This is a genomic window from Streptomyces pactum, from assembly GCF_016031615.1.
In the GTDB taxonomy this organism is placed as follows: domain Bacteria; phylum Actinomycetota; class Actinomycetes; order Streptomycetales; family Streptomycetaceae; genus Streptomyces; species Streptomyces pactus.
On the sequence record NZ_JACYXC010000001.1, the window covers coordinates 402,362 to 427,995 of the forward strand.

The window sequence follows — 25,634 nt, forward strand, 5'->3', positions numbered from 1 at the left end:
GCCCCGGCCGGTGGGGCGGCAGGTGCGGGCGGGCCGGCACCGGTGGCAGGCGGCCGGGTCGGCGAGGCGGCGGCGCGGGGCGGGGCAGGGGCCGGGCAGAGAGGCCGGGGCCCTGGGCCGGGAGCAGGACCAGGGGTTCGGGGGCCGGGAGCAGGGGCCGGGGCCCGGGGGCAGGGAGCAGGGACCGGGGTGCAGGGGCCAGCAGAGCCAGAGGTTCGGGGCCGGGAGCAGGGGCCGTACAGGCGCCCGGGGGGCAGAGGCCGGGGCCCAGGTCAGGGTCAGGGTCAGGGGTCAGGGCCGTACGGGTGGCCGGCCCGGCTCACGGTTCGTCGTCGGTGTAGACGATCACCTGCTGCGGCCGCAGCACCCGGCCCCGCCAGACGTATCCGCGCCGTACCGTCTCGGCGATCGAGCCGACCGGGCGGCCGTCGTCCGCGGGCCGGCCGCCGACGACCTCGTGCCGGCCCGGGTCCACGGCCCCTTCGTCCTGCAGATCGGCGACCTCGCAGGCGGCGAGCAGGCGGATCAGCCGGCCGTCCAGCCAGCGCAGCGTCGTCTCCGCCTCCGCCGGGTCGGCGGGCCGCGCGGGGTCGGCGAGGAGGTCGGACAACCGGTCGGCGAGCTGGAGCAGTTCGGACACCACGGGGTGTGGCTGTTCCGCCTCCTCCCGCCAGGACCGCTGCTCGTCCCGCAGCTCCTCCGCCTCCGCGCGCAGCCGGGCGTTCTCCTCGCGCAGCCGCGCGGCCCGGCGTCCGGGCAGTGGGTTTCTCCGCATCGTCGTCTCCCCCTTGGCGATGTCCGCATCGCCGACGCGTCGAATCGTCCCGGTTCAGGTCAGCGGCGGGCCATGGCAGCCTCCAGGCGGGGGGCGGGATGCCAGTGTGCCGCTCACCCGGCGGCAGGTACAGCACATTGTCGTACTTATCGCCGGAGTGTCGGACTCCGTCCCGGCCCGGCGGCGGGGCCACGAGTTTTCGGGGCCGGCGGCGGTGCGGCGGGTTCCGGCACCGGCGGCGGTGTGGGTTCCGCAGTCGGCGGCGGTGCGGCGGGTTCCCGCACCGCCGCTGGTTCGGGTTCCGCGGTCGGCGGCGGTTCGGGCCGTTACTTCAGCAGCCGGGACATCCGGCGGTCGGCCAGCGGTTTGCCGCCGGTCTGGCAGGTGGCGCAGTACTGGAGCGACGAGTCGCGGTAGGCGACCTCACGGACGGTGTCGCCGCACACCGGGCAGGGCTGTCCGGTACGGCCGTGCACCCGCAGCCCGGTCCGTTTCTCCGCCTTGAGGTCCCCGGCGGCGAGCCCGCGGGAGCGTTCCACGGCCTCGGTCAGCGTCCCGCGCAGCGCCCGGTACAGCTCCGCGGTCTCCCGTTCGTCCAGGTCCCCGGCCATCCGGAACGGGGACATCCGCGCGACGTGCAGGATCTCGTCGGAGTAGGCGTTGCCGATGCCGGCGATCACCGACTGGTCGCGCAGCACCCCTTTGATCCGGTGCCGCACCCCCGTCAGCAGCCCGGCGAACACCTCCTCGGTGAACGCCTCGTCCAGCGGGTCGGGGCCCAGCCGGGCGATCCCGGGCACCTGCGCGGGATCGGCCACGCAGTACACCGCGAGGCCCTTCCTGGTGCCCGCCTCGGTGAGGTCGAAGCCGGTGCCCGGCGGATCGGCGAGGAGGACGCGCAGCGCCAGCGGGCCGCGGCCCGGGCGCGGCGGTGCGGCCGGCAGGTCGGTGCGCCACCGCAGCCAGCCGGCCCGTGCCAGGTGGAACACCAGATGCGGCCCGCCGGCCGTGGCGAGGTCCAGAAACTTGCCGTGCCGCGCCACGGAACCGATGGTCCGGCCCTCCACCGCGGTGAGCGGCGGGTCGTAGGTCTTCAGGACGCTCACCGCGACCGGGTGGACCCGGGCGATCTCCCGTCCCGTCGCGTGCTCGGCGAGGAAACCGGCCAGGGCCTCGACCTCGGGCAACTCCGGCATGGGACCAGTGTGCCGCAGCCGGCCGGTACGGCAACCGCGCACCCACCGGGCCCGGGCCCGGACCGGCGCCGCCACCACGGCGACGGTGCGCGTGCTCCCGGGGAACGGGCCCCGTCCGGAGAACGGGGCCGGGCCGCGGGTGTCCGCCCCGGGTCCGGCCCCGGTCGCGACGGCCACCCGGGAGCGGTGTCCGCGGAAGGCCGCCCGGGAGCGGTGTCCGGCGCCGTCGCGGGCCGCGGGCGGAGGCCGGAAGGCGCGTCCGCGGATGCTCCGGCGGGCCCCGGCGATGCGGGTAACCTGCCCGGTGGCGGTGTTCCGGAAGTGGCGGCAGGGCCCGGCGCCCGGACCGCCCAGGAGAGGACCGATGACCGATCAGCATGTGGTGACCTGGGCGGTCACCGGGAGCGGCGGGTACGAGACGGCCTGGGTCGATCTGTCGGGGACCGGGCTGCGGGCGACCGGACGTGTGGTGGGGCTGAAGCCGGCCCCGTACTGGCTGGCGTACGAGCTGGAGACCGGCCACGGATATGTGACGCGGCGTCTCCAGGTCACCGCCCACACCCCCGACGGCCGGAACCGGCTCGACCTGCGGCGCGACGGTGGGGAGTGGACGGTGGACGGCAAGCCGCTGCCGGAGGTGGCGGGGGCGCTCGACTGCGACCTGGGGATGTCCCCGCTGACGAACACCATGCCGGCCCTCCGCCACCAGTTGCACAGCACCCCGGGTGAACAGGACTTCCTGATGGCCTGGGTGTCGGTGCCCGACCTGGTGGTCCGGCCGTCCCGGCAGACCTACACCCATGTGGGGCTGACCGAGCGGGGCGCGCGGGTCCGGTACGCCTCCGGCGATTTCACCAGCGACATCGAGTTCGGCAAGGAGGGGCTGGTGCTGACGTACCCCGGCGTCGGCCATCTGCTGCGCGCGGACTGACGCGCCCGGCGCGTCCCCGGGCGCCCGTATGCCTCCGCACGCGCGCGTGTGCCTCCGCACGCCCGGGGCGACCCTGACGGCCTCCCGTCCGCCGCGCACGCCGTGCCCCGCACGTCGCCCTGGCGGCACCGCCCGCCCGCGGCCTTTCCCCTGTCACCGTGTCCGTCGTTGCCGGCCTGGTCAGCATCCGTGACCGCCGGGGCCCCGTCCGCCGCTGTTGCCCCGCACGTCACCGGCCGTCCTGTCCGCCGGCTTCCGCTCCGGCCGACGCCGGCCCGGGCGGTCCCGGACGTCCCGGTTCCACCTCTGGGACCCGTCACCGCCGGTCCCGGGCCACTCGTTCGGGCGGTTCTGACGGCAGCCCCACGGCCGGAGCCGGCCCGGCACCGCCCGGGTGGCGGTGGTTGTCCTGGTCCGGGCGGTCCGGGTTCGGTCCGCGCAGGGGCTGGCCTGGAGAGGCCGGGACCCGGGCGGCAGTGACGCGCGCACCCGCACGCCGCCCCGGCGGCGCGGCGCGGGGGCCCACCGCCAAACCCACCCGCGCTCCGGCCCGCCCGCGCGAGCCCCGTCCAGCCGTGCGGGGCCGTCGCGGCCCGCCCGGGCACTGCCCCCGCCGGCCCGGCCGGCACCATCGACGGACCGGGCGCCAATGGCGGGCCGGACCGTAGCGGCCCCGACCGTAGCGGGCCGGACCGGGCCCGGCGACCCGGGCGCCACCGACGACCGGGCGTCCGTCACCGGCGGGCTCCCCGGCCGCGGTCCGGAGCAGGCCCGGCCGGCGTCATCGGCAGACCGAACGCCATCGCCCGACCCGACCGGACCAGGCCGAACCGGACCCGGCGTCCCGGGCGGCGGGCCCGGACTGCGAAAACGCCCACCCCGCCCCGGCGCGGTGTCCCCGGCTCGCCGGGGCGCGCCCGCGGTGGTAGGGATGGCCGGAGGGCACGTCCGCGGCACCGACCGAGGAGCGGTCCGGCATGGAGTGGTTCACCTCGTCCGACTACTGGCTGAGCCGGCTGGTCTTCCAGCGCGGGCTGGCCGCCCTGTACGTGGTCGCGTTCCTCGCCGCGGCCCTGCAGTTCCGGGCGCTGATCGGTGAGCGCGGGATGCTGCCGGTGCCCCGGTTCACCGCCCGGGTGCCGTTCCGCCGCGCGCCCAGCCTCTTCCACTGGCGCTACTCCGACCGGCTGTTCGCCGGGTGCGCCTGGCTGGGGGCGGCGCTGGCGGCCGCGGTCGCGGCGGGGGCGGCCGACGCCGTTCCGCTGCCGGCCGCGATGGCGATGTGGCTGGTGCTGTGGCTGCTGTACCTGTCGATCGTGAACGTCGGGCAGCTCTGGTACGGCTTCGGGTGGGAGTCGCTGCTGCTGGAGACCGGGTTCCTCGCGGTGTTCCTCGGCAACGACGAGGTCGGGCCGCCGGTGCTCGTCCTGTGGCTGCTGCGCTGGCTGCTGTTCCGGCTGGAGTTCGGCGCCGGACTGATCAAGATGCGCGGGGACCGCTGCTGGCGCGACCTGACGTGCCTGTACTACCACCACGAGACCCAGCCGATGCCGGGCCCGCTGAGCTGGTTCTTCCACCGGATGCCGCGGCCGCTGCACCGGGTGGAGGCGGCCGCCAGCCACGTCACCCAGCTGGTGGTGCCGTTCCTGCTGTTCACCCCGCAGCCGGTGGCGAGCGTGGCGGCCGGGGTGATCGTGGTCACCCAGCTCTGGCTGGTGGCCTCCGGCAACTTCTCCTGGCTCAACTGGCTGACGGTGCTGCTGGCGCTCTCCGCGGTGGACGGCCGCCGCGCTGCCCGGGTCCTCGGGCTGCCCGGCCCGCGCGACCTCGCCGGTCCCCCGGTCTGGTACCAGGTACTGGTCTGGGCGCTGCTGGCGCTGGTGGCGGTGCTCAGCTACCTGCCGGTGCGCAACCTGCTCTCCGGGGGCCAGCTGATGAACTACTCGTTCACCTCGCTGCACCTGGTCAACACCTACGGGGCCTTCGGCAGCGTCACCCGGAGCCGGCGGGAGATCGTGATCGAGGGCACCACCGACCCGGTCGTCACCCCGGCCACGGTGTGGCGGGAGTACGAGTTCAAGGGCAAGCCCGGCGATGTTCGCCGGCGGCCCCGGCAGTACGCGCCGTACCACCTGCGACTGGACTGGCTGATGTGGTTCGCCGCGCTCTCCCCCGGCTACGCCCGGCCGTGGTTCGAGCCGCTGGTCGCCCGGCTGCTCGTCAACGACCGGGACACCCTGCGGCTGCTGCGGACCAACCCGTTCCCCCGACGCCCCGCCCGCCCGCGTCCGGGCCTCGCGTCCACCTGTACCGCTTCACCACCCCGGCAGGAGCGGCGCGCCACCGGCGCCTGGGTGGCACCGGACCCCGGTCGGCGAGCTGCTGCCACCGGTGGGACCAGGAACAGGTACGGCGGTAGCCCGCCACCCGCGCACCGGTGGGCGGGCGCGGACGCGACGGGCGGACGGCGGGCGGGCGGGGGCTCGGCGGCCACGGAGGCGGACAGGGCGCGGCGCGCGGGCGGCCACCACGGCCGGCGGGGCCGGCCCCGGACCGGCCGCCCGCCGGCTCAGCCCGGGTCGGGGGGCAGGTCCCGGGCGCCCAGCCGCAGGTGCTCGATGTGGTAGACGGCCTCGTCCAGCAGCTGGGCGACGTGGTTGTCGTAGAGGCTGTAGACGATCCGCCGCCCCCGCCGGGACCCGGTCACCAGGCCCAGGGCGCGCAGCAGCCGGAGCTGGTGGGAGACCGCGGACTGCTCCATGCCGACGGCGCCGGCGAGTTCGGTCACCGCGCACGGCCCCTGGCGGAGCCGGGTGAGGATCATCAGCCGCGAGGGGGTGGCCAGCGCCTGCAGGGTCGCGGCGATGGTGGCCGCGGCATCGGCGTCCAGCAGTGTGGCCGGCGTGGTGCGGCCGTCGGCTCCATGTCCCATGCGGGTCATCGTATCCGTGTCAACATGTGAAGACCTCTTCATGTGTTCCGCTATGGTGGTGCCGCCCTCCCGCTCTTCTCCCCCTCCCGGAAACGAGGTCTCCCGCGATGTCAGCCGCGCTGGTCGAGGACCGGCCCACCCCCGCCGCGGAACGCCCGGCGCCCGGTACGGCGCGCCGTACCGCCTTCACCGCCCTGCCGGAGGTCCGTGGGCCGCGCTGTCCGCCCTGGCCTTCCTGCTCGCCTTCCCGCTCGATCTCGCCGGTGCCCCGGCCTGGACCTGGGGCCCGCTCTACGCGGTGTGCTACGCGGCCGGCGGGTGGGACCCGGCCGTGGCCGGGCTGAGCGCGCTGCGCGGGAAGACCCTCGACGTGGACCTGCTGATGGTGGTGGCCGCGCTGGGTGCGGCGGCCATCGGCCAGTTCCTCGACGGCGGCCTGCTCATCGTCATCTTCGCCGTCTCCGGGGCACTGGAGGCGCTGGCCACCGAGCGCACGGCGGCCTCGGTGCGCGGACTGCTCGACCTGGCGCCGGCCACGGCCGTCCGGGTCGGCGCCACCCCCCGCCCGGACGGCACCGCGCCCGGCGTGGAGGGTGCCCCGTCCGGCCCGGAGGGCGCCGCCACCGTCCGGCCGGACGGTGGCGCACCGGCCGGGACCGCCGAGGAGGTGGTCCCGGTCGCCGCGCTGCGGATCGGCGACACCGTCCTGGTGCGTCCCGGTGAACGCCTGCCGGCCGACGGCACGGTGGTCGGCGGTGCGAGCGAGGTGGACCAGGCGACCATCACCGGGGAGCCGCTGCCGGTTCCCGTCGGGGCCGGCGACACGGTGTTCGCCGGCACCCTCAACGGCACCGGGGCGCTGCGGGTCCGGGTGGACCGCGACGCCTCGGAGTCGGTCATCGCCCGGATCGTGGCGCTCGTGGAGGAGGCGAGCGCGACCAAGGCGCCGACGCAGCTGTTCATCGAGCGGATCGAGCAGCGCTACTCGGTGGGCGTGGTCCTGGCCACCCTCGCGCTCTTCGCGGTGCCGCTCGCCTTCGGCGCGGACTTCACCCCGACGCTGCTGCGCGCCATGACGTTCATGATCGTGGCCTCGCCGTGCGCGGTGGTCCTGGCCACCATGCCACCGCTGCTCTCCGCCATCGCCAACGCCGGCCGGCACGGGGTGCTGGTGAAGTCCGCGGTGGTGATGGAGCGGCTGGGCGAGGTCACCCGGGCGGCGCTGGACAAGACCGGCACCCTCACCGAGGGCACGCCCCGGCTGGCCGAGGTACGGCTGGTGCCCGGTTCCGGATTCGACGAGTCCGCGGTGCTGGCGGCGGCGGCCGCGGCCGAGCACCCCAGCGAACACCCACTGGCCCGCGCGGTGGTCTCCGCCGCACGGGAGCGCGGGCTGACCCCGGCGGAGGCGGAGGACTTCCGGTCGGTGCCCGGCCGCGGCGTCTCGGCCGTGGTCCGCGGACGCGTCGTCGAGGTCGGCCGGCCGGACGCCCTGCTGGACGCCGGGGACGGGCCGGACGCCGGCTCCGGCGCGCACGCCCTGGCCCGGGAACTGGTCGCCGAGGCCGAGGCCGGCGGCCGCACGGCGGTGGTGGTGCTCGCCGACGGGGCGCCGGTGGCGGTGCTCTGCCTCACCGACCGGCTCCGTCCGGGCGCCGCGGCGGCGGTGTCCGCGCTGGGCGGCCTGACCGGTAACGCGCCGGTCCTGCTGACCGGGGACAACCCGCGGGCGGCCGGACGGCTCGCGGCCGAGGCGGGCATCGGCGAGGTACGGGCCGGCCTGCTCCCCGAGGAGAAGGTGGCCGCCGTCCGTACGTGGTCCCGGGCCGGGGAGCGGGTGCTGGTGGTCGGCGACGGGGTGAACGACGCACCTGCCCTGGCCGCGGCGCACTGCGGGGTGGCGATGGGGCGGGCCGGCTCGGACCTGGCGCTGGAGACGGCCGACGCGGTGGTGGTGCGTGACGAACTCGCCACCGTGCCGACGGTGGTCGCCCTCTCCCGGCGCGCCCGCCGGCTGGTCGTCCAGAACCTGGTGATCGCCTCCGTCTGCATCGGCGCCCTGGTGGTGTGGGACCTCGCCGGGCACCTGCCGCTGCCGCTGGGGGTCGCCGGCCACGAGGGCTCCACGGTGCTGGTGGGGCTGAACGGGCTGCGGCTGCTGCGGGAGCAGGCGTGGCACCGGGCCTGCGCCGCCGCCGAACCGGTGCGCCGGGCCGGGTGAACCACCGCCCCGCCGACCCGCGGGGCAACGGCGACGCAACGGTCCGGACATGTCAGGTGGCGGTCCCGCGGACCCGGATCGGGTGCGCGGGGCCGCCACCGGAGGACGTCAGGCGGTCGGCCGGACCACCGCGGCCCGGTGCACCCGCCCGTGGGCGGTGTCGCAGTGACCGTCCGGCCGCGGCGCCGCGGCGCCGGGGCGGTCCGCCACCCACTCGACCGCGGCCGGCGCGTCGTCCCGTACGTGGTCCACCTGCAAGGTGGTGTGGGTGATGCCGTACTCGGCGGCGAGCAGCGCCTCCAGTTCGCCGCGCACCGCGTGGCAGTCGCCGTCCGGCGCGACCAGGACGTGGGCGGAGAGCGACACCTCCCCGGAGGTGATCTCCCACACGTGCAGGTCGTGCACCTCGGCGACCTCCGCGTGGTCCGCCAGCCGGCCGCCCACCTCGTCCGGCTCCACCCCGGCCGGGGCGGCCTCCAGCAGGACCCGGCCGGAGGCGCGGACCAGGCCCAGCCCCGCCTTGATCATCAGGACGACCACCACCAGGGAGGCGATGGCGTCGGCGCGGGCGAAGCCGGTCAGCAGCACCACCAGACCGGCGACCGCGGTGCCGATGAAGGCGTAGAGGTCGTTGAGGACGTGCTGGAAGGCTCCCTCCACGTTGAGCGAGGAGCGGTTGGCGCGGGACAGGCACCAGGCGGCGGCGATATTCACCACGATGCCGGCGATCCCGGTCACCAGCACCAGCCCGCCGCGCACCTCCGGCGGGTCGACCAGCCGGCTGACCGATTCGTATCCGAGAAATGCGCCGAGCAGCAGCAGGGAGAGCCCGTTCGCCTGCGCGGAGAGAATTTCGGCCCTTTTGAGGCCGTAGGTGAAACCGCCGCGTGCCGGTCTGGCGGACAGCCGGATCGCCACCAGCGCCAGCACGATCGCGACCGCGTCGGTGAGCATGTGGGCGGCGTCCGAGATCAGCGCCACGGAACGGGCGAGGACGCCGATGACGACCTCCACCGCCATGAATCCGGTGATCAGGGCCAGGGCTATGCCCAGCCACCGGCGGTCGGCGTCCGCCGACACCCCGTGGGCGTGGCCGTCTCCCGTCCCGTGCGCATGCCCGTGGCCGTGGCCGTGCGCCCGGTCGGCCGTCCGCTCCCCGGCCCGGCCCTTTCCCCGCGCGGGACCCGCGTCCGGGGCCCGGTCATGACCGTGCCCGTACCGTTGAGCGCCCACCCTCGCCTCCTCGTTCCGTCATCAGGACAGCGCCAGTGAACAGCATTTCCCGGAATTCTTCAAAGGCTGCAATGGAGATGGTTTTCGCTAAAGGTTGAGCCGGTGCCGGAATTCCGGAACGGGAATTGTTTTCATTCCCGTCCGCCGACCGGGTGACCCCGCCGGCGCCCGCCGGCCCCTCATCGCAGACCCTGGGCGGGCCCCGGACAGGCAGGGATGTTCCACGCCCTGGTCCAGGCTCTCGGTAGCCAGCCGGGGCGACGAACCCGCGGGCCCACTTGCCGCAGCCGTCCGCCGACGCTGCCCTTGCCGCCAGGCAACGCACAGGCGCCGGCTGTGCATGTCCCCAGCTCTGACCGCGGGCATCAGCAGTGCGGAAGGGGATCCCGGTTGAGATCGATGCCTCGACCAGGGACACTCGCGCGATGATCCGCGGCACATCGTCTGAACCGATCGAGTGGGGCCGGGACGGACCCTGGTACCGGATCCGCATGGAGGGGTTCCAGGTGTCGTTCCTGCTCAGCGACGGTGAGGACGCGGACGAGGTCTGCAACGTCGATGTCTTCGTGACGTTGCAGGATGGATCTGACTGGACCGCGACCGTGTTCACCGTCGCGGAAGTCGAGCGCCTGATGACGCTCTGGGCGGGAACCGACGAGGCCCTCGGAGGCCGGTACTTCCGGGTCCCGGACGGCCTGATCGTCAGGGATCCCGGCATCGGCAACATGACCGGCGTGATCGCCGGACTGATCGAGAACGGCGAGTTCTCCGAGATCTTTCAGGCGGTGGCCAACGACTGATCAAACGCTGGGCCGCTGGAATCGAGGTGGGGCGTCGGGCCACGTCTGCGTCGCGCTCGCGCTCGTAGCAGCACGAGGCACATGTTCACGACGGCACCAGGCAGAGCGCTCGACCCGACGAACCTCGCCCGCACCTTCACCACACCACTCACCCACAGACGACTACTCAGAGAGAGTTCAGCCCGATCAGTTCTGGTCGCTTCTCGGGGGCTCCCCAGTCCAAGATCTCACGTAGTTTCATGGAGAGGTTCGTGATGTCGACTCCCGAATCGCGAAGGTCCACTTCCACGACAGCCGAGATTTCAAGAAGCTCCGCGTCTTCATCTGTGAACTCCAGGTCCAGCATCGCGCCGTTGAGCCGCACGCGCCGCAGACTGCCGTAAACCGTGAACCCCTGCTCGTTCGAGACGTTGTAGGAGTCCATTCCGGACTGCACCTCTTGCTCGTCTGGCTCATAGGTGGACCGCTGGATCGAGAATGACCTCTGAACGCCAGCGTCGTCGATCCCGCTGACGCCCACCTCAAGTGCCTCCTCGTCCTCGTAGTCCTCGAAGAACCCGACCTCTGTGGCGGTCAGTCTCATCCCTGGCCCCCCGCCTTCCATGATCCGGCACCTTTGACCCCGCCCCATGTATACACAACCAGCACTCACAACTCCCTGACCATGCGGTTCATCGCTCCCTTACAGCTTGAGCAGGACCAGGCAGGACCGGGGCGGCACGGGCGGTCGGCGCCGTGAACCGACGGGTGGATGGCGCGAAAAATACGGATGTCGCACGCGGAACCCGGCGCTAGGGTCACGATCATGGACCGGCATCCCGATCTCCACTTCCGCGAGCTGCCCGAGACCGACATCGACCGGGCTCTGGCGCTGGCATACCTGGTCTTCCACGAAAGTCCCGAGGACGACCGGCGCAAACACCACCACGAGATGCTGCGGGAGAGCGCCCGGATCGGCGCCTACGACGGCGACCGGCTGGTCGGCTCCCTCGCGGCGCTCCGCTTCACGCTCTCGGTGCCGGGCGGCGAGCTGCCCTGCGCGGGCGTGACGATGGTGAACGTCGCCCCGACCCACCGCCGGCGCGGCGTGCTCTCCGGGATGGTCGCGGAGCTGTACCGCCGGTGCGGCACGGAGGGGTGGCCGCTGGCCGCGCTGTGGGCGTCCGAGGCGGTCATCTACGGGCGCTTCGGATTCGGCCACGGCACCCGGGGACAGACCATCGAGATCGACTCCCGCACCCCGCTCGCGCTGCGCGTCTCGCCGGACGAGCGCCCGCTGCGCCTGGTGGACCCGACCGAGGCGCCGGCCCTGCTGGGCCCGTACTACGAACGCACTCGGGAGCTGCGGGCCGGCCGGCACGCCCGGAGCGAGGCGTGGTGGCGGGAGGAGTGGCTGGTGGAGAAGGACGAGGAGGACGGCGACCTCAGCCCGCCGCGGATCGTCGCGCTCGGCGACCCGCTCGCCGGGTACGCCGTCTACCGCACCAAGAGCGACGGCGAGGGCTGCGGCCCGGTGCGGGTGGACGAGCTGGAGGCGGACACCCCGGCCGTGGCGGCGGCCCTGTGGCGGTACCTGGCCTCCATCGACCTCACCGGCACCGTACGGGCCTGGGGCCGGCCGATGGACGACCCGCTGCAACACCTCGCCGCGGATCGCGACCAGGTGCGGGTGACCAGTGTCTTCCCGTCCCTGTGGCTGCGCCTGGTGGACGTCCCCGGGGCGCTGCGCGCCCGGTCCTGGGCCGCCGACGTGGACCTGGTCCTCGATGTGACCGACACCCACCTGCCGGCCAACTCCGGCCCGCACCGGCTCACGGTGTCCGGCGGTCACGCCTCCTGGGAACCGGCCGCCGGCCCGGCCGACCTGGCACTCGACGTCCGGGAGCTGGCCTCCTGCTATCTGGGCGGCACCCCGGTGGCCGAACTGGTGCGGGCCGGGCTGGTCACCGAGCACACCCCGGGCGCCGCCGCGGCCCTCGACGCGGCCCTGCGGACGGAGTACGCGCCGCACACCGTCGACGAGTTCTGACCCCCCGCGCGGACGGCGGGGGCCCGCCGTAACCCGTACGGGCGGCGGTGGCCGGGCCCGCCCCGCGTTTGGACGGCGGCGGCCTGCGGGACCCGGGCGTGCCCCCGGCCCGACCGCCGCCGTACGAGGGCCATCGCCGTGCGAGGGCCGCCGTCCCGGGCCGGGCACGTGCCGGCGGGCGGCACCGGGCCACCCCGGCGGCGCCAGGTGTCGTCCGCCGGGTTCCGGTGACACACCACCGAAGCGGCCGACCCCGCGGTCGCGAGGACTCGCCGCAGCCGCGAGGGGCTCACCACGGCCGCGGGCGCCCGCCGCGGGCGCCGACACCCACCACGGTCGCCGGGCCCGCGTTCCGGCCGGGCCGTCACGCACGCGGCACGAGCCGGCCGGACGAGCCGCCGGTCCGGCCGCCGGACGCCGGTGGTCCCGCGGCCGCACCGGCCGGCGGTCAGTCCTCGCCGCCCTCCAGGTCCCCCTCGGTCTCCAGGTACAGCTCGCGCACCGCGGCCAGCACCTCGGGGTCCGGCTCGGCCCACATGCCGCGGCTCTCCGCCTCCAGCAGCCGCTCGGCCATGCCGTGCAGCGCCCAGGGGTTGGCCTCGGAGAGGAAGGCCCGGTTCTCCGGGTCCAGCAGGTAGCTCTGCGCCAGCTTGTCGTACATCCAGTCGGCGACCACGCCCGTGGTGGCGTCGTAGCCGAAGAGGTAGTCCACCGTGGCGGCCAGCTCGAACGCCCCCTTGTAGCCGTGGCGGCGCATCGCCTCGATCCAGCGCGGGTTGACCACCCGGGCGCGGAAGACCCGGGAGGTCTCCTCGTGCAGGGTGCGGGTGCGGACCGTCTCCGGACGGGTGCTGTCGCCGATGTACGCGGCCGGCGCGGTGCCCTTGAGCGCGCGGACCGTGGCGACCATCCCGCCGTGGTACTGGAAGTAGTCGTCGGAGTCGGCGATGTCGTGCTCGCGGGTGTCGGTGTTCTTCGCCGCGACCGCGATCCGCCGGTAGGCGGTCTCCATCTCGGTGCGCGCCGGGCGTCCGTCCAGTCCGCGGCCGTAGGCGTAGCCGCCCCAGACGGTGTAGACCTCGGCCAGGTCGGCGTCGGTTCGCCAGTCCCGGCTGTCGATGAGCTGGAGCAGGCCGGCGCCGTAGGTGCCGGGGCGGGAGCCGAAGATGCGGGTGGTGGCGCGGCGTTCGTCACCGTGCTCGGCGAGGTCGGCCCGGGTGTGCGCCCGGACGTAGTTGTCCTCGTCCGGCTCGTCGAGGGAGGCGGCCAGCCGCACCGCGTCGTCCAGCAGCCCCACCACGTGCGGGAACGCGTCGCGGAAGAAGCCGCTGATGCGCAGGGTGACGTCGATCCGGGGCCGGCCCAGCTGATCGAGCGGGACGGGTTCGAGCCCGGTCACCCGCCGGGAGGCGTCGTCCCACACCGGGCGGACGCCCAGCAGTGCCAGGGCCTCGGCGATGTCGTCGCCGGCGGTGCGCATGGCGCTGGTGCCCCACAGCGACAGGCCGACCGACCGCGGCCACTCACCGTTGTCGGTGCGGTAGCGCTCCAGCAGGGAGTCGGCCAGCGCCTGGCCGGTCTCCCAGGCGAGCCGGCTGGGCACCGCCTTGGGGTCCACCGAGTAGAAGTTGCGGCCGGTGGGCAGCACGTTCACCAGGCCGCGCAGCGGCGAGCCGGAGGGGCCGGCGGGTACGAACCCGCCGCTCAGGGCGTGCACCGCGTGGTCGAGTTCGTCGGTGGTGGCGGCGAGCCGGGGCACCACCTCACGGGCGGCGAACTCCAGGACCGCGGTGACCGCCGCCCGCTGCTCCTCGGCGACGCCGTGGCAGACCTTCGCCACCGCCTCGGGGTCCCAGCCGGCGTCCTCCATCGCCTGCACCAGGGCGCGGGCCCGTTCCTCGGCGGCGTCCGCGCCGCCGCGGGTGGCGGCGGACTCGTCCAGGCCGAGCGCCTCGCGCAGTCCGGGCAGGGCGGAGGTGCCGCCCCAGATCTGCCGGGCGCGCAGGATCGCCAGGACCAGGTTGACCCGCTCCGGGCCGGTGGGCGCGGTGCCCAGGACGTGGAGTCCGTCGCGGATCTGCGCGTCCTTGACCTCGCAGAGCCAGCCGTCGACGTGCAGCAGGAAGTCGTCGAAGCCGTCGTCGTCCGGGCGGTCCTCCAGGCCCAGGTCGTGGTCGAGCCGGGCGGCCTGGATGAGGGTCCAGATCTGGGCGCGGATGGCCGGGAGCTTGGCCGGGTCCATCGCGGAGATGGCCGCGTACTCGTCGAGCAGCTGCTCCAGGCGCGCGATGTCGCCGTAGGAGTCGGCGCGCGCCATCGGCGGCACCAGGTGGTCGACCAGGGTGGCGTGCGCCCGGCGCTTGGCCTGGGTGCCCTCGCCGGGGTCGTTGACCAGGAACGGGTAGACCAGCGGCAGGTCGCCGAGCGCGGCGTCCGGCCCGCAGGCCGCGGACAGGCCCGCGTTCTTCCCCGGCAGCCACTCCAGGTTGCCGTGCTTGCCCAGGTGCACCATGGCGTCCGCGCCGAACCCGCCGTCGGCCTGCGGGGTGGCGATCCAGCGGTAGGCCGCCAGGTAGTGGTGGGACGGCGGCAGGTCCGGGTCGTGGTAGATGGCGATCGGGTTCTCACCGAAGCCGCGCGGCGGCTGGATGAGGATGAGCAGGTTGCCGTGGCGGAGCGCGGCGAGCACGATGTCGCCGTCCGGGTTCCGGCTGGTGTCCACGAACATCTCGCCCGGCGGCGGCCCCCAGTGCTCCTCGACCGCGTCCCGCAGCTCCTGGGGCAGACCGGCGTACCAGCGGCGGTAGTCGGCGGCCGGGATGCGGACCGGGTTGCGGGCCAGCTGCTCCTCGGTGAGCCACTGCTGGTCGTGGCCGCCGGCGTCGATGAGGGCGCGGATCAGCTCGTCGCCGTCGCCGGACTCCAGGCCGGGAAGGGGGCCGGGGCCGAAGTCGTACCCCTCGGCGAGCAGCCGGCGCAGCAGCGCCACCGCGCTGGCGGGGGTGTCCAGGCCGACCGCGTTGCCGATCCGGGAGTGCTTGGTGGGGTACGCGGAGAGCACCAGCGCCAGCCGCTTGCGCGCGGCGGGGATGTGCCGGAGCCGGGCGTGGCGTACCGCGATCCCGGCGACCCGGGCGGCCCGTTCGGGGTCGGGGACGTACACCGGCAGCCCGTCGGCGTCCACCTCCTTGAAGGAGAACGGCACGGTGATCAGCCGCCCGTCGAACTCCGGTACCGCGACCTGGGTGGCGGCGTCGAGCGGGGAGAGGCCCTCGTCGTTCTCCTCCCAGGCCGACCGGGAGCCGGTCAGGCACAGTGCCTGGAGGATCGGCACGTCCAGGGCGGCGAGCGCGCCGGCGTCCCAGGCTTCCTCGCCCTCCCGGCGCGCCCCGCTCCCCGCGGCGGAGCCGTTCTGCGGCACCAGCGGCATCTCGCCGGCGGAGGCGTCGGCGGGGCGGGTGCCGCCGGCCGCGAGGACGGTGGTGATGATGGCGTCGGCGGGGCGCAGCGCCTCGATCAGTTCCGGCTCCGGCGCGCGCAGCGAGGCGACGAAGAGCGGCTTGGCGCGGCCGCCGGCCCGCTCGATCTCCCGGCACAGCGCCTCCACGAAGGCGGTGTTGCCGCTCATGTGGTGGGCCCGGTAGTAGAGCACGGCGACGAGCGGGCCGTCGGCGTCCGCCGGGGCCGGCCGCTCCAGCTCCCCCCAGGAGGGGGCGGCGGCGGGCGGCTCGAAGCCGTGCCCGGTGAGCAGCACCGTGTCGGACAGGAAGCGGGCGAGCTGCCCGAGGTTGGCGGGGCCGCCGTGCGCCAGGTAGGCGTGGGCCTCGGCGGCGATGCCGACCGGGACGGTGGAGGCGGCCATCAGCTGGGCGTCGGGTGCCTGTTCGCCGGAGAGCACCACGACCGGGCGGTCCCCGGCGAGCAGCAGGTCCAGGCCCTCCTGCCAGGCGCGGATGCCGCCGAGCAGGCGCACCACGACGAGTTCGGTGCCCTCCAGCAGGGCGGGCAGGTCGGCGAGGTCCAGGCGGGCGGGGTTGGCGAGCCGGAACGTGACCGGCCCTTCCGCGGCCCGGGCGCTGAGCAGATCGGTGTCGGAGGTCGACAGCAGCAGGATCTCGGGGTGCGTCGGGTGGTCCCCGGACGAATGCGGCATGGCGGCTGCAGCCTTTCCTCGGGGTCCGCGCCCCGGGCGGTCGTTGGACGGCGGGAGTTCCTGGCTCACCCGGCCACGGGGGCCGGGCTGACAGTGGCGGGACCGCGCCGGATTCGCACCGGCTTCCTCCCCTGGCGCCGTCGCTGGCGTCCGGCGGTCCCGGTCGGGCCGCCGAGGAGCATAGTAAGCACTGATCAGCACGAGGGGCAGGCCACCCGGTGTGATCGTCGGTATGCTCGCCGCCATGTCGCTGACCCCCACAACCGGCCCAACAGGGGCACAACCACCCCCGCGCGGCCGGGGTGACGCCTGCCCCGGGGCGCTGCGCCTGCACGCCGCGGACGACGGTTCGCTGGCGCGGGTCCGGCTGCCCGCCGGACTGCTGACGTCCCGTCAGGCCCTGGCGCTGGCGCGGGCGTCCGAGGAGCTGGGGGACGGCCTGCTGGACATCACCTCGCGGGGCAACGTGCAGCTGCGCGGACTGTCCGGCGGGTGCGGCGGCGAGCTGGCGGACCGGCTGCGGACGGCCGGGCTGCTGCCCTCGGACCGGCACGAACGGGCCCGGAACATCGTGGCGTCCCCCTTGGCCGGGCTGGACGGCGCCGGCCACGGCGAGGTGGCCGGCTGGGTGCGGTCACTGGACGCGCTGCTGTGCGCGGAAGCGGACACAGCCGGGCTTTCCGGGCGTTTTCTCTTCGCGTTGGACGACGGCCGCGGTGATGTGGCGGCGCTGGGCGCCGATGTGACATTGATCGCAGGGGCGGGCGGGGAAGCCGTGCTCCGGGTGGGGCCGGCCGGCTCCGCCCGGCCGCCGGCGCAGGTGCTGGTGGCCGCCGGCGACGCGCCGCGCGCCGCGGTGCTGGCCGCCTCGTACTTCCTGGACCTGGTGCGGGAGAGCGGCGGCCGGGCCTGGCGGGTGGCCGAACTGCCCGCGGACCACGCGGTGACGGCGGCCCGGCTGGTGGCGCGGCTCGCCGCCGCGGGGGTGCCGGCGCGGCCCGCGGCAGAGCTGCCGCCGGGGACCGCGGGGGGTGTACCGGCGGCGGCCGCGGGGCAGCCCTGGGAGGTGGCGCCGGGGGTGGTGGACGGTCCGGACGGCCGCTGCGCGCTGTCGGTGCTGGCCCCGCTGGGCCGGCTGACGGCCGCGCAGTGGCGGCTGCTCGCCGGGACCGCGGCCCGGGACGGGGCGGACGAGTTGCGTGTGACACCCTGGCGCGGCGTGGTGCTCCCCGGGCTGGAGCGGCACACCGCGCGGGACCGGCTCGCCGGGCTGGCCGCGGCGGGCCTGGTGGTGGACCGCGGTTCACCGTGGTCCGGCGTCGGCGCGTGCGCCGGCCGCACCGGCTGTGCCAAGTCGCTGCGGGACGTCCGGGCGGACGCGGCGGACGCGGTCCGGCGGACGGGGCCCGGTGCCCTGCCGGTGTACTGGTCGGGGTGCGAGCGGCGCTGCGGCCGGCCGGCCACCGGCCGCTGGGTGGACGTGCTGGCCACCCGCGACGGTTACCGGGTGTCGGTGCACGGCACCGCGCAGGCCGGAGGGACCGCTCCGGCGGTACCAGCGGAAGAGGCGGCCGGCGCGGTGGCGGCGGCCCGCGGAACGACATGATCGAGGGCAGTGTGTTCGACTACGAGAAGGACGGCGCGGAGATATACCGCCAGTCCTTTGCCACCATCCGCGCCGAGGCGGATCTCGCCGGGCTGCCGGCCGACGTGAGCCAGGTCGCGGTGCGCATGATCCACGCCTGCGGCATGGTGGATCTGGTACGGGACCTGGCCTACTCCCCCGAGGTGGTGCTGCGCGCGCGGGCGGCGCTGCGGGCCGGGGCGCCCATCCTGTGCGACGCGCAGATGGTCGCCAGCGGGGTGACCCGCAAGCGGCTGCCGGCCGCCAACGAGGTGGTGTGCACCCTGTCCGACCCGGCGGTGCCCGGTCTCGCCGCCGACCTGGGCACCACCCGCTCGGCCGCCGCGCTGGAGCTGTGGCGGGACCGGCTGGAGGGTGCCGTGGTGGCGATCGGCAACGCGCCGACCGCGCTCTTCCGGCTGCTGGAGATGATCGAGGAGGGCGCGCCGCGCCCGGCCGCGGTGATCGGCGTCCCGGTGGGCTTCATCGGGGCCGCCGAGTCCAAGGAGGCGCTGGCCGGGCACCCGGCGGCGCTGGAGCACCTGGTGGTGCGCGGCCGGCGGGGCGGCAGCGCCATCGCGGCGGCGGCGCTCAACGCGATTGCGAGCGAGGAAGAGTGAGCGAGCAGCACACGGCCGGCTCCGGTACCACCGGGCGGCTCTACGGGGTCGGCCTCGGCCCCGGCGACCCGTCGCTGATGACGGTGCGGGCGGTGGAGGTGATCGCCGGGGCGGATGTGATCGCGTACCACAGTGCCCGGCACGGCCGGAGCATCGCGCGCTCCATCGCCGAGCGGCACCTGCGGCCGGACCACATCGAGGAGCCGCTGGTCTACCCGGTCACCACCGAAACCACCGACCACCCGGGCGGCTACCGGGGGGCGATGGAGGAGTTCTACACCGAGGCGGCCGCCCGGCTGGCGGCGCACCTGGACGCCGGCCGCACGGTGGCGGTGCTCGCCGAGGGCGACCCGCTCTTCTACGGCTCCTACATGCACATGCACAAGCGGCTGGCCGACCGTTACCCCACCGAGGTCGTCCCCGGGGTGACGTCGGTGAGCGCGGCGGCGGCGCGGCTGGGCGAACCGCTGGTGGAGGGCGAGGAGATCCTCACCATCCTGCCCGGCACGCTGCCGGAGGAGGAGCTGACGGCACGGCTGGCGGCCACCGACTCGGCCGCGGTGATGAAGCTGGGCCGGACCTTCCCCACCGTCCGCCGGGCGCTGGAGCGTTCCGGCCGGCTGGCCGACGCGCGGTACGTGGAGCGGGCCACGATGAGCGCCGAGCGCACCGCCGCGCTGGCCGACGTCGACCCGGAGTCGGTGCCCTACTTCTCGGTCGCGGTGCTGCCCAGCCGGGTGGACCGGGTGCCCGCGGCGGTACGCGGCGAGGTCGTGGTGGTCGGTCTCGGACCGGCCGGCCCGCTGTGGCTGACCCCGGAGGCGCGCGGCGAACTCGCCGCGGCGCAGGACCTGGTGGGCTACACCACCTACCTGGACCGGGTGCCGGAGCGACCCGGTCAGGTGCGGCACGCCTCGGACAACAAGGTGGAGGCCGAGCGCGCCGAGTTCGCGCTGGACCTGGCGCGGCGCGGGCGGCGCGTCGCGGTGGTCTCCTCCGGCGACCCCGGCGTGTTCGCCATGGCCACCGCGGTGCTGGAGGCCGCCTCTCAGGACCCGTACCGGGACGTGCCCGTCCGGGTGCTGCCCGGGATGACCGCGGCGCACGCCGCCGCCTCGCGGGCCGGTGCGCCGCTGGGCCACGACTACGCCGTCGTCTCACTGTCGGACCGGCTCAAGCCCTGGGAGGTCATCGCCGAGCGGCTGACCGCGGCGGCCGCCGCCGACCTGGTGCTGGCGCTGTACAACCCCGGGTCACGCAGCCGGCTCTGGCAGGTGGGCAAGGCCCGGGAGCTGCTGCTGGCACACCGCACCCCGGACACCCCGGTGGTGCTGGGCCGGGATGTCGGGGGGCCGGAGGAGAGCGTACGGATCGTGCGGCTGGGCGACCTGGACCCGGCCGAGGTGGACATGCGCACCATCCTGCTGGTGGGTTCCTCGCAGACCCGGACCGTACGGCGGGGCGACGGCACGCAGATCGTGTGGACGCCGCGCCGGTACCCGGAGCGCTGAGCCCGCCGGACCCCGCGCGGCGCGCGCGACCACGGTCGCGGGACGTGCCGCGCGGGGGCCGGCGTGCCGGGGCCGGTGTGCGGCCGGGGTCCGCTGTGCAGAGGCCGGCGGGCCGGGGTCGGTGCCCGGAGGCCCGGGTGCGCCGGGCCCGTACCGCGGTGTGGTGGTCGTCCGGCGCGATGACGCCGGGGGCCCTGCGCCGGGGCGGGGCCCCGGCCGGGTGCGCGCGGCTTCAGACCACCTGGCCGCCGACGCCGGAGCGGCCGGCCGGCACACCCACCAATCGGACCGTGGCGCCCGCGCCCAGCGTCGCGCCGAGGGCGGCGGTCACCGCCTCGGTGGCCGCCGCGATCAGGCGGGCCGGCGCGTCGGGGATCTCCGGCCGGTGGAAGGCGCCCTCCCGCATGTGCAGGGTGATGTCCGGGGCCGGCCCGTCCACCGGGACGCCGCCGACGCCCCACCGTCCGTCGGGTACACCGAAGAGCTCCACGACCACGAGGGCGCGCATGCGCTCCCCGAACACCTGGGTGACCGCGTCGGTCAGCCCCGCGATGAGCTTCGGTTCGGCCGTCCCGTCGAGGTGCTGCTCGGCCACGCGAACCTGGAAGTGCGGCATGGTGGGTGATCCCCCGTTCCGTCTCCCGCCGGCAGGGCGGAAATACCTTTGAATACAAAGAATCTTTCGATGCAAAGCTAAATGGAGGGGTGGCCGATGTCAACGGAGCACCCATCGCACGGACGTGCCGCCGGGGAGCGGACCGGTGCCGCCGCCGAGGAACGGGCCGGCGGAGCGGGCGGACCGGACCGCACGGACGGCGGCTCCGGGCCGGGCCGGGCGGACGGCCGGGGCGGACCGGAGCGGACGGCGGGGCCGGGCCCCGATGTGGACGAGGCGGTCCGGGCGCTGCTGCTGCTGATGCCCCGGATGGTCGGGCGGGCCAAGCGTCTGCGGCCACCGGAGGAGCTGCGGTCGCTCGCCCTGGCGCCGCGCCACCTCTCCCTGCTGTCGTACCTGCTCTTCGACGGGCCGATGACGGTGAACGACCTGGCGGCCCGGCTGGAGGTGGCCCCCACCACCGTGAGCCTGATGGTGGGCGAGCTGAGCCGGAAGGGCGTCCTGGAGCGCCGCGAGGACCCCGCCGACCGGCGCCGCCGCATCGTCGGCCTCACCGGGACCGCGCGGCCGGCGGTGTCCGGCTGGCTCTCCCGGGGGGCGGACGCCTGGCGCCGGGCGCTGGCGCCGCTCACCCCGGAGCAGCGGCGGATGTTCGTGGCGACGCTGCGCGCCTACGAGGACGCCGTGGGCGGTGACGAGGAGGAGGACGGCTGACCGGCGCCGTCCGCCGCGTCCGCGCCGCCGTCCCCCGCGTCCGCCGCGTCGGGCTCCGTCCGGGCGCCGGCGGGACCGGACCCCGCGGGGCCGGCCACGGCGGGCGGAACCGGGGCCGCCCGCGGGCCCGGAGCGTGGCGGACGCGACCGGGGCCACGGCGGGCGGACCGGCCCTGGCGGGAGGTTCAGCCCAGAACGGTACGGAGCCAGCGCGCGGCCCCGGCCGGGTCCTCGGCCACCGGTACGCCCTCGGGCACCGGCGGCCGGCGCACCACCACGACCGGGATGCCCGCCTCCCGGGCCGCGGTGAGCTTGGCGGCGGTGGCCGCGCCGCCGCTGTCCTTGGTCACCAGGACGTCGATCCGGTGCCGGCGCAGGAGTCCGGCCTCGCCCGCCACGGTGAACGGGCCGCGGTCCAGCAGGACCTCCATCCGCGGCGGGTGCGGCGGCTCGGGGGCGTCGACGGACCGCACCAGGAACCAGGGGCCGGTCAGGTGCGCGAAGGCCGCCAGTCCCATCCGGCCGGTGGTGAGGAAGACCCGCTCCCCGAGGCCCGGCAGCAGCGCGGCGGCCCCGGCCAGCGAGTCGGTGTGGTGCCAGCGGTCCCCCGGACCGGCGACCCAGCCGGGGCGGCGCAGCGCCAGCAGGGGAACATGGACCGATGCGGCGGCCCGCGCCGCATAGAAACTGATCGTTCCGGCGAAAGGATGGGTGGCGTCGATGACCGCGTCCACCTGGTGCTCGCACAGCCACCGGGCCAGCCCCTCGGTCCCCCCGAAGCCGCCGACGCGGACCTCGCCGACCGGGAGCCGGGGCTCGGCGACCCGGCCGGCCAGGGAGCTGGTGACGCGCAGCCGCGGCTCGTCGGCGAGCCGCGCGGCGAGCCGGCGGGCCTCGGTGGTGCCGCCCAGGATGAGCACATGGCGGGCCCCGGTGGGGACGTCGGTCATCTGGAACCTCTCGTGGTGCGGATGCCGGCCGGTGCCCGGCCCGGTGGCGCGCGCCGCCCGGACCCGCCGTCCGGCCGCCGGTCCCCGGGGCCTCGGCGACGGCCTGCCGTACCGCGGTGCGGCGCCGTACCGGTGCGCGGCACGCCTGGATCATGCCAAACCGCCGGGGCGGACCGGCCGCCGGGGGCGCGGGCCGGCGGCCGGCGGCGGCGCGCGCCGGGACGGCGGTGCCTGCGGTGGCTGAGGCATCGGTGAGCGGCGGGCGCGAGGCGCAACTGGCCCGTACCGGGCTGCGGTCCGGCTGGACGACCGGGGCGTGCGCCACCGCGGCCACCACCGCGGCGTACACGGCCCTGCTGGGCGGGGAGTTCCCCGACCCGGTGACCATCACCCTGCCCAAGGGGCAGCGTCCGGCGTTCGCGCTCGCCGAGGAGCGGCTGGAGCCGGGCCGGGCCGCGATGGCCGCGGTGGTCAAGGACGCCGGGGACGACCCGGACGTGACGCACGGCGCACTGGTCCGGGTCACCGTCCGGCCGCTGCCGGCGGGCAGCGGGGTGGTCTTCCGGGCCGGCCCCGGGGTGGGCACGGTCACCCGGCCCGGCCTGCCGCTCCCGGTCGGCGAACCGGCCGTCAACCCGGTGCCGCGGCGCCTGATGCGGGAACACGTCGCCGAGGTGGCGGCCCGGTTCGGGGCCGGCGGGGACGTGGAGCTGGAGATCTCCGTGGACAACGGGGCCGAGATCGCCCGCAGCACCTGGAACCCGCGACTGGGCATCCTGGGCGGCCTGTCGATCCTGGGCACCACCGGCGTGGTGGTGCCGTACTCCTGCTCGGCCTGGATCGACAGCATCCGGCGCGGGGTGGACGTGGCGCGCGCGGCGGGCCGCCGGCATGTGGCCGGGTGCACCGGCTCCACCTCGGAGAAGGTGGCGGTCGCCGTGCACGGCCTGCCGGAGGACGCGCTGCTGGACATGGGGGACTTCGCCGGCGCGGTGCTGAAGTACCTGCGCCGCCATCCGGTGGACCGGCTCACCATCGCCGGCGGTTTCGCCAAGCTCTCCAAACTCGCCGCCGGCCACCTGGACCTGCACTCCTCCCGCTCCCAGGTGGACAAGGGCTTCCTCGCCGGGCTGGCGCGCCGCGGCGGGGCGGACGAGGAGCTGGCCGCCGCGGTGGCGGGTGCCAACACCGGCCTGGAGACGGTGCAGCTGTGCGCGGCCCGCGGCGTCCCGCTCGGCGACCTGGTGGCCGAGGCCGCCCGCGACCAGGCGCTGGGTGTGCTGCGCGGCGCCCCGGTCACGGTGGACGTGATCTGCATCGACCGGGCCGGCACCGTCGTCGGCCGGGCCGAGGCGCGCGGCCCGCGCTGACCCCGCAAGGCGCGCCGGCCCCGTGCGGCCCGGCGGGCCGGCGGGCCGCACGTCCGGGACCGGGCGGGGCGGGCGGGGGCCGCGGCGGCGTGGCCCCAGGGCCGGGCGGCCCCGGGGTCCCGGGCGCCGGGTCTGCCGCGGCGGCCCCCGACTGCGCCCGATGACGCCGGGCGGCGCTCGCGGACGCCCGGCGATGCCCGGGGACATCCGGCGGCGCTCGCGCACACCCGCGCGATGTCAGGAACTTGCCAAAAGGATCAACGGGGTGTCCGGCTGGGCATGCCTTCGGCGTTCCACCGTCCGACCGACACCGGCCGACGCCGCTGAACGAGAAGGATCGAACCCATGAGAGTCCTCCGCACCCTGGTGCCGGCCCTCGCCGCGGCGGCCCTCGCGCTGCCGCTCGCCGCCTCCGGCGCCGCCCACGCCGACGGGTCGTTCGTCACCTCCGGCACCGCCCGCGCCGACGGGTCGGCAGGCGCCGGGACGGCCGGCACCGAGATGTTCGGCAACACCACCTTCGACAACGGCCGGCCCGACCCCTGGGGAGGCAACGACATCGACGTGCGGGTCGAAAACGGCGAGCTGGTGGCGCGGGTGCCCACCGGCCGCGCCGACGGCGAACCCGGCGGCGTGCCGTCCTGGGACCGGTCCATCCGCCACGACGGCCTGGCGTTCACCGCCGGGCAGCAGTACACGCTGTCCTTCGACGCCCGTACGTCCCGGGACGTGGCGGCCATCGCCTCCGTCTACACCTTCCAGGGGCAGTACATCCCCGAGTGGGACAACGCGATCGTCCTGACCCCGGAGACCCGGCGCGTGGAGCTGACCATCACCCTCCACCGGTCGGTCTCCGATGTGTCGGTCGGTCTCCAGCTGGGCACCTCGGGACCGGCGTACGACATCGCGCTGGACAACTTCTCGCTCACCCCCGTCACGGAGGGGTGAGCCGGGCCGCCGGGCCCCCGGCTCGGAGGACCGAGCCGGCCGGCCGGCGGCTCGCGGCTGCCGGCGGCGGGTCCTGCCCGGTGCCGCCTCCCGACAGGCCCGTGACCGGCCGCCCGGCGGACCGGCGCGCCCGCCGGGCGGGGTGGCCGGTACCGGCCGGGCGCGGTGCTCCGGCACCTTCCCGCCGGCCGCCGGCCTCAGCCGGTCAGCCCCGTGCGGCGGGCCCGCACGGGGCGTGCGGACGGTCCCGGTCGGCCGAGTACAGGTGGCTGTCCGGGAACTGCTCCGCGCCCAGGGTGCGGCCGACGACGATGACCGCGGTCCGCACCACGCCCGCCGCCTTCACCTGTCCGGCGATGGAGTCCAGGGTGCCGCGCAGCACCAGTTCGTCGGGGCGGCTGGCCATCGCCACCACCGCGGCCGGGCAGTCGGCACCGTAGTGCGGCAGGAGTTCGGCCACCACCCGGTCCACGTAGCGCGCCGCGAGGTGCAGCACGATCAGCGCCCCGCTGCGGCCCAGGGTGGCCAGGTCCTCGCCGGCCGGCATCGGGGTGGCCTGCTGGGCGATCCGGGTCAGGATGACGGTCTGGCCGACGGTGGGGACGGTGAGTTCCCGCTTCAGCGCCGCCGCGGCCGCGGCGAACGCGGGCACGCCCGGCACCACCTCGTAGGGGACGCCGGCCGCCTCCAGCCGCCGCATCTGCTCGGCGACGGCGGAGAACACCGACGGGTCACCGGAGTGCAGGCGGGCCACGTCCTGTCCGGCCTCGTGGGCGCGCACCAGTTCCTCGGTGATCTGGTCGAGGTTGAGCTGCGCGGTGTCCACCAGCCGTGCCCCTGGCGGGCACTCGGCGAGCAGGTCCGCCGGGACCAGGCTGCCGGCGTACAGGCAGACCGGGCAGCGGGCCAGGGTGCGCGCGCCGCGCAGGGTGATCAGATCGGCGGCGCCGGGGCCCGCGCCGATGAAGTACACGGTCATGTTCTCTCCTCAGGCCGTTGCGTGGCAGGGCG

General features: G+C 75.8%; 18 protein-coding genes, 2 pseudogenes and 1 riboswitch. Of the genes and pseudogenes, 11 read left to right on the forward strand and 9 right to left on the reverse strand.

From position 1 onward, the window contains the following. Window positions 1–319 precede the first annotated feature (319 nt). Window positions 320–775 (reverse strand): nucleotide exchange factor GrpE, encoded by a 456-nt coding sequence (locus IHE55_RS01600; RefSeq protein WP_197987369.1) that lies wholly within the window; start codon window positions 773–775, stop codon window positions 320–322. A 326-nt stretch (window positions 776–1,101) separates the two neighbouring features. Next, window positions 1,102–1,971 carry an Fpg/Nei family DNA glycosylase gene (locus IHE55_RS01605; RefSeq protein ID WP_197987370.1) on the reverse strand — a complete coding sequence of 290 codons (870 nt, stop codon included), beginning with the start codon at window positions 1,969–1,971 and terminating at the stop codon, window positions 1,102–1,104. Between the two features lie 364 nt (window positions 1,972–2,335). Between IHE55_RS01605 and IHE55_RS01610 the strand changes: the two genes are divergently transcribed. Both IHE55_RS01610 and IHE55_RS01615 read left to right on the forward strand, forming a co-directional pair. Then, the gene (locus IHE55_RS01610) at window positions 2,336–2,902 is read left to right on the forward strand and encodes a putative glycolipid-binding domain-containing protein (RefSeq protein ID WP_197987371.1); all 567 of its coding nucleotides are present in this window, start codon (window positions 2,336–2,338) and stop codon (window positions 2,900–2,902) included. 977 nt (window positions 2,903–3,879) lie between these two features. Beyond that, a pseudogene (locus IHE55_RS01615) lies at window positions 3,880–5,293 on the forward strand (lipase maturation factor family protein); the annotation flags it as partial. Between the two features lie 178 nt (window positions 5,294–5,471). Here IHE55_RS01615 and IHE55_RS01620 read toward each other — a convergent pair. After that, on the reverse strand, window positions 5,472–5,834 hold the full coding sequence (locus IHE55_RS01620; RefSeq protein WP_197987372.1) for an ArsR/SmtB family transcription factor: 363 nt from the start codon (window positions 5,832–5,834) through the stop codon (window positions 5,472–5,474). 107 nt (window positions 5,835–5,941) lie between these two features. Between IHE55_RS01620 and IHE55_RS01625 the strand changes: the two are divergent. Next, window positions 5,942–8,055, forward strand: a pseudogene (locus IHE55_RS01625) (heavy metal translocating P-type ATPase). A 108-nt stretch (window positions 8,056–8,163) separates the two neighbouring features. On the opposite strand, the gene IHE55_RS01630 reads toward IHE55_RS01625, so the two are convergent. Then, window positions 8,164–9,135 (reverse strand): cation diffusion facilitator family transporter, encoded by a 972-nt coding sequence (locus tag IHE55_RS01630; protein WP_307826456.1) that lies wholly within the window; start codon window positions 9,133–9,135, stop codon window positions 8,164–8,166. A 578-nt stretch (window positions 9,136–9,713) separates the two neighbouring features. Between IHE55_RS01630 and IHE55_RS01635 the strand changes: the two genes are divergently transcribed. Next, window positions 9,714–10,088: a hypothetical protein gene (locus IHE55_RS01635; RefSeq protein WP_197987375.1), complete on the forward strand. Its 375-nt coding sequence runs from the start codon at window positions 9,714–9,716 to the stop codon at window positions 10,086–10,088. Window positions 10,089–10,254: 166 nt separating this feature from the next. Here IHE55_RS01635 and IHE55_RS01640 read toward each other — a convergent pair whose 3' ends face one another. After that, window positions 10,255–10,671: an Imm10 family immunity protein gene (locus tag IHE55_RS01640; protein ID WP_197987376.1), complete on the reverse strand. Its 417-nt coding sequence runs from the start codon at window positions 10,669–10,671 to the stop codon at window positions 10,255–10,257. A 222-nt stretch (window positions 10,672–10,893) separates the two neighbouring features. On the opposite strand from IHE55_RS01640, the gene IHE55_RS01645 reads away from it, so the two are divergent. Continuing rightward, a complete protein-coding gene (locus IHE55_RS01645) occupies window positions 10,894–12,117 on the forward strand; it encodes a GNAT family N-acetyltransferase (RefSeq protein WP_197987377.1) in 1,224 nt (407 codons plus the stop codon). Between the two features lie 448 nt (window positions 12,118–12,565). On the opposite strand, the gene cobN is transcribed toward IHE55_RS01645, so the two are convergent. After that, entirely contained in the window at window positions 12,566–16,270 is a 3,705-nt protein-coding gene (cobN, locus tag IHE55_RS01650; protein WP_197987378.1) for a cobaltochelatase subunit CobN, read from the reverse strand. 54 nt (window positions 16,271–16,324) lie between these two features. Beyond that, window positions 16,325–16,399, reverse strand: a riboswitch (cobalamin riboswitch). Between the two features lie 115 nt (window positions 16,400–16,514). Between cobN and cobG the strand changes: the two genes are divergently transcribed. Genes cobG through IHE55_RS01665 form a run of 3 tightly spaced genes read left to right on the forward strand, consistent with a single transcriptional unit; the run spans window position 16,515 to window position 20,025 of the window. Beyond that, window positions 16,515–17,876 (forward strand): precorrin-3B synthase, encoded by a 1,362-nt coding sequence (cobG, locus tag IHE55_RS01655; protein WP_232265412.1) that lies wholly within the window; start codon window positions 16,515–16,517, stop codon window positions 17,874–17,876. Between the two features lie 11 nt (window positions 17,877–17,887). Next, window positions 17,888–18,514: a precorrin-8X methylmutase gene (locus IHE55_RS01660; protein WP_197991715.1), complete on the forward strand. Its 627-nt coding sequence runs from the start codon at window positions 17,888–17,890 to the stop codon at window positions 18,512–18,514. Beyond that, on the forward strand, window positions 18,511–20,025 hold the full coding sequence (locus tag IHE55_RS01665; RefSeq protein ID WP_197987379.1) for a precorrin-2 C(20)-methyltransferase: 1,515 nt from the start codon (window positions 18,511–18,513) through the stop codon (window positions 20,023–20,025). The genes IHE55_RS01660 and IHE55_RS01665 overlap by 4 nt, the downstream gene beginning before the upstream one ends. Before the next feature lie 232 nt (window positions 20,026–20,257). Here the strand turns inward: IHE55_RS01665 and IHE55_RS01670 are convergent, their stop codons facing one another. Next, the gene (locus IHE55_RS01670; protein WP_197987380.1) at window positions 20,258–20,641 is read right to left on the reverse strand and encodes a tautomerase family protein; all 384 of its coding nucleotides are present in this window, start codon (window positions 20,639–20,641) and stop codon (window positions 20,258–20,260) included. A gap of 300 nt (window positions 20,642–20,941) precedes the next feature. Here IHE55_RS01670 and IHE55_RS01675 point away from each other — a divergent pair, with 300 nt between their 5' ends. Beyond that, window positions 20,942–21,355: a MarR family winged helix-turn-helix transcriptional regulator gene (locus IHE55_RS01675; RefSeq protein ID WP_197991717.1), complete on the forward strand. Its 414-nt coding sequence runs from the start codon at window positions 20,942–20,944 to the stop codon at window positions 21,353–21,355. Between the two features lie 185 nt (window positions 21,356–21,540). On the opposite strand, the gene IHE55_RS01680 is transcribed toward IHE55_RS01675, so the two are convergent. Then, complete coding sequence (locus IHE55_RS01680; RefSeq protein ID WP_197987381.1) at window positions 21,541–22,305, reverse strand: cobalt-precorrin-6A reductase; 765 nt, start codon at window positions 22,303–22,305, stop codon at window positions 21,541–21,543. A 236-nt stretch (window positions 22,306–22,541) separates the two neighbouring features. Here IHE55_RS01680 and IHE55_RS01685 point away from each other — a divergent pair, with 236 nt between their 5' ends. After that, on the forward strand, window positions 22,542–23,675 hold the full coding sequence (locus IHE55_RS01685; protein ID WP_307826458.1) for a cobalt-precorrin-5B (C(1))-methyltransferase: 1,134 nt from the start codon (window positions 22,542–22,544) through the stop codon (window positions 23,673–23,675). Window positions 23,676–24,020: 345 nt separating this feature from the next. Beyond that, window positions 24,021–24,623 carry a carbohydrate binding domain-containing protein gene (locus IHE55_RS01690; protein WP_197987383.1) on the forward strand — a complete coding sequence of 201 codons (603 nt, stop codon included), beginning with the start codon at window positions 24,021–24,023 and terminating at the stop codon, window positions 24,621–24,623. 205 nt (window positions 24,624–24,828) lie between these two features. Here IHE55_RS01690 and cobM read toward each other — a convergent pair whose 3' ends face one another. Then, window positions 24,829–25,602 (reverse strand): precorrin-4 C(11)-methyltransferase, encoded by a 774-nt coding sequence (gene cobM, locus IHE55_RS01695; protein WP_197987384.1) that lies wholly within the window; start codon window positions 25,600–25,602, stop codon window positions 24,829–24,831. Window positions 25,603–25,634: the final 32 nt, after the last annotated feature.